Origin of the sequence: Pseudactinotalea sp., from assembly GCF_048594945.1 — a bacterium.
GTDB lineage: Bacteria > Actinomycetota > Actinomycetes > Actinomycetales > Beutenbergiaceae > Pseudactinotalea.
This window is the reverse complement of sequence record NZ_JBMDXJ010000239.1, coordinates 1-3,864: the sequence shown is the minus strand read 5'-3', so window position 1 is coordinate 3,864 and position 3,864 is coordinate 1. Positions and strand designations below refer to the sequence as shown.

General features: G+C 71.0%; 5 protein-coding genes. 4 read left to right on the top strand and 1 reads right to left on the bottom strand.

The features are described from left to right. Window positions 1–1,127: FAD-binding dehydrogenase (locus ACOJSN_RS10315; RefSeq protein ID WP_420112409.1), on the top strand; the 1,127-nt coding region annotated here is incomplete at its 5' end. A gap of 8 nt (window positions 1,128–1,135) precedes the next feature. On the opposite strand, the gene ACOJSN_RS10310 is transcribed toward ACOJSN_RS10315, so the two are convergent. Further along, window positions 1,136–1,549 carry a DapH/DapD/GlmU-related protein gene (locus tag ACOJSN_RS10310; RefSeq protein WP_420112408.1) on the bottom strand — a complete coding sequence of 138 codons (414 nt, stop codon included), beginning with the start codon at window positions 1,547–1,549 and terminating at the stop codon, window positions 1,136–1,138. Window positions 1,550–1,650: 101 nt separating this feature from the next. Here ACOJSN_RS10310 and ACOJSN_RS10305 point away from each other — a divergent pair, with 101 nt between their 5' ends. From ACOJSN_RS10305 to ACOJSN_RS10295, 3 genes are all read left to right on the top strand, one after another. Beyond that, entirely contained in the window at window positions 1,651–2,118 is a 468-nt protein-coding gene (locus ACOJSN_RS10305; RefSeq protein WP_420112407.1) for a nitroreductase family deazaflavin-dependent oxidoreductase, read from the top strand. A gap of 103 nt (window positions 2,119–2,221) precedes the next feature. Beyond that, entirely contained in the window at window positions 2,222–3,334 is a 1,113-nt protein-coding gene (trpS, locus tag ACOJSN_RS10300) for a tryptophan--tRNA ligase (protein ID WP_420112406.1), read from the top strand. Between the two features lie 182 nt (window positions 3,335–3,516). Then, window positions 3,517–3,864, top strand: a 348-nt coding sequence (locus tag ACOJSN_RS10295; protein WP_420112405.1) for a type IV toxin-antitoxin system AbiEi family antitoxin domain-containing protein, incomplete at its 3' end; no start/stop codon positions are given.

The window sequence follows — 3,864 nt, the reverse complement described above, 5'->3', positions numbered from 1 at the left end:
TGAGATTCCGCCGTCGGGTCACCGAGATCGTCACGACCGACGGTGCCGTGACCGGCGTGCGCGCGGACGTGCTCGCGCACTCCTCGGCAGCGCGCGGCCACGCCAGCAACCGCGAGGTCGTGGGCCACGAGGAGATCGCTGCGGAGCACGTGGTCGTCGCCAGCGGGGGCATCGGCGCCAACCACCAGCTGGTGCGCACGCTTTGGCCCGCGAGCGCCGGCCGGCTGCCGCAGGACCTGCTCGCCGGTGTCCCCGACGGCACCGACGGCAGCGGTATCGACCGCGCCGCCGCGGCCGGCGCCGACGTGGTGCACACCGACCGCATGTGGCACTATCCCGAGGGCCTGCCGATGGACCCGGCGGTCTGGACCAAGCACGGCGTGCGGATCCTCCCCGGCCCGAGCTCGTTGTGGCTCGACGCCGACGGCCACCGCCTCCCCGCTCCGCTGTTCCCCGGCTTCGACGCGCTCGGCGCGCTCCAACACCTTACCGCTCGCGGCGACGAGCACTCCTGGTTCGTGCTCAACAAGGCCATCATGGCCAAGGAGTTCGCGTTCTCAGGCTCCGACATGAATCCCGACCTCACGGGCAAGAGCGTGCGTCAGCTCCTCAAACGCGTCACCGGCGGTGCCACACCGGTCATGGAGTTCTCGACGGCGTCCCCTGACTTCGTGTGGGCCGACGACGTCGCGTCCCTCGCGGCTGGGATGAACGCGTTGGTCGGGTCCTCCCAGATCTCGCCCGAGGCGCTGGCGAGCGTCATCGGGACGCGGGACGCCGCCGTCGAGAACGGCGGGGATGCCCAGCTGGACGAGGTGCGCAAGGCGCGCCACTACGTCGTCGACAAGCGAATGCGGGTCGCGGAGCCGGCACCGATCACCGATCCCTCGGACGGGCCACTGCTGGCGGTGCGGCTCCGGGCGCTGACGCGCAAGACCCTCGGCGGGCTGCACACCGACTTCTCGGGGCGCGTGCTGCGTCCCGACGGCGGCGTACTGCCCGGCCTGTGGGCGGTCGGTGAGGCCGCCGGGTTCGGTGGCGGCGGCATCCACGGACACCGTTCGCTCGAGGGCACCTTCCTCGGCGGCTGCCTGCTGACCGGCCGGGTGGTGGGTCGCACGATCTGAGCGGAAGCTCAGGCCGCGCGGACCACCTCGACGACGCCGCGCCGACTGACCGTGGCGCCGGCCGGGATCTCGGAGTCGGCGTCAAGAGTGACACCGGCGGCCACGCGGGCCTGCGCTCCGATCAGGCTGCGGCTGCCGATGCGTGCGCGGGCGCCGACGATCGCGTCGTGCTCCACGTGCACGCCCGTGGCCAGGTAGGCGTCGCTCTCGACGCGGGCGCCGGTCTGTACCCAGCACCCAGCTCCCAGGCGTGCACCGGCCGCGACGGTCGCGTCCGGGTCCACCCAGGCGTTCTCCTCGATGCGAGCCGTGCGATCGACGTCGGCGCGCATCGCGACCATGCCACCGCCGTTCTCGTGGCGCCGGTACTTCACGATCGTGCCGTCGTCGAGCTCGAGCTCCTCGTACTTTCGCTTTCTCATGTGTGCACCCCCTGTGCTCTCCATGACATAACGCCGCGGGCCGCCAGAACGTTCCCGAGCGGAGTCGGCGCCGTGCGAACCTCGCACCTATCGTGGGGCCGATGACTGATCCACCGACATGGTTGGTCCGCGCCACCACGGTGGCGCTGCGCTCCCGTGGGTTCGTGCGTGCGCCGATCGGCCTGTACCGGCGCGGCCTGGGGTGGCTGCTCGGGCGGCGGATTCTCATGCTCGAGCACCGTGGCCGCCGGTCCGGCCTGGTGCGGAGGGTGGTGCTGGAGGTGATCGGACATCCACTGCCGGGTCGCTACGTCGTGGTCGCCGGCTTCGGCGAACGCGCCGACTGGCTGCGCAACGTTCGGGCACACCCGGAGGTACGTGTGAGCGTCGGACGTCTCCGGTCGGCACCAGCGACTGCGCGCGAGCTGCCGCGCCAGGACACCACCGAGGTGCTCGAGTCCTACCAGCGAGCGCACCCGCTGGCATGGGCGGTGCTCTCGCGCACGATCGAGCAGTCCCTGGGCACCGACCTCGAGTCGCTCCCCGTGGTGGCACTCGACCTGTCGTGAGCGCCATCGCCATGGCACAGCTCAGCACCCCACCCACCGCTGCCGGAGAGCGCAGCGGGAGCCGAGGTCAGCCCGGGGCCGCCATCATCAGTACCCTGCTGCGGTGACCACCGAGCTTTTCGACGACGCCCCCGACTTCGAGCCCAGCGCGATCTCCGACCGCTCACTTGTGACGGCGCAGAACCGCAGCCGAGAGATCGAGGAGCAGATCGCCGTCGACCCCTCGCAGTTCCGGGTGCTCACGGGCGACCGTCCCACCGGGCGGCTGCACCTGGGTCACTACCTCGGCACCCTCTCCAACCGGGTCCGGTTGCAGGATCTCGGCGTGGAGACGATGGTGTTGGTGGCCGATTACCAGGTCATCACCGACCGTGACGACATCTCCTCGATCACCGAACGCGTGCGGGAGGTCGTCACGGACTATCTGGCGCTGGGCATCGACCCGTCGCGGTCAACGATCTTCGCCCACTCCGCCGTGCCGGCGCTCAACCAGCTGATGCTGCCGTTCCTGTCCCTGGTGACCGACTCGGAGCTGCGCCGCAACCCCACGGTCAAGGCCGAGCACGAGGCCACCGGTGGGCGCCCGATGAGTGGGCTGCTGCTCACCTACCCGGTGCACCAGGCCGCGGACATCCTGTTCTGCAAGGCCAACCTCGTGCCGGTGGGCAAGGACCAGCTACCGCATCTGGAGCAGACCCGGGTGGTGGCGCGCCGGTTCAACGAGCGCTATGCGGGCGGGCGCCAGGTGTTCCCTTCTCCCGATGCGCTGCTGTCGGAGACGGTCAACGTGCTCGGTCTCGACGGCCAGAAGATGAGCAAGTCCAAGGGCAACACGATCGATCTCGCGATGACCGAGGACGAGACGGCCAAGCAGCTCAAGCGCGCCGTCACCGACTCCGACCGCCACATCACCTACGACCCCGAGGGCCGGCCCGAGGTAGCGAACCTGCTGGTGATCGCGGCAACGTTGTCGGGTCGCGACCCGGTGGACATCGCGTCCGAGATCGGCGACGGCGGCGGCGGCGGTCTCAAGACGCTCGTCACCGAGGTGGTCAACGAGCACCTGCGCCCGATCCGCGAGCGCCGCCGCGAGCTCGAGGCCGACCCCGGCTTCGTCGCGGGCGTGCTCGCTGAGGGCAACGCGCGCGCCACCGAGATCGCCGACGCCACGCTGACGGAGGTCCGCGAGGCAATGGGCATGGTCTACACGCCCTGACCCCCTCCCGCTCCCCCGTCCCACGCTCACCTCCCCCGCCCCCGCCGAACGCGGGGTTGGTGCTGTTCTCAGCGCGGGAACGGCACTTTCCGCGCGCTCGACGCCGGGAACCGGCACCTTTCGCGCGGTCGGCGCGGGCGCGGGGTTGGGCGGCCAGTGCTGTTGTCCACAGGTGACGCCTGATGCACCGTCGTCCACAGCACCCCCTGTGCGCACGAGCGTGCCGCGGCTCCCGCGAGCCAGGCTGCGGCATGCGCTACGTGACCATTCCCCCGCCATTGCTCACACTGGCCGCCGATCAGGCCGGCCTCGTCGCCGCCCATCAGTGTGAGCATGCTGGCTTGTCGGCACACAGTCGACGGCGGCTAGTCGACGCCGGGACCTGGGGGCGTGTCGCGCGCGGCCTGTACAACACGCGCACCGTCACGATCCGTGCCGACGACTGGGATGGCCGCCGGGCGCGCGCCTTCTGGCACGGCATGCTGGCGGCTGGACCGGATGCAGTGGCTGTCGGCCTCGGCGCTCTCTGG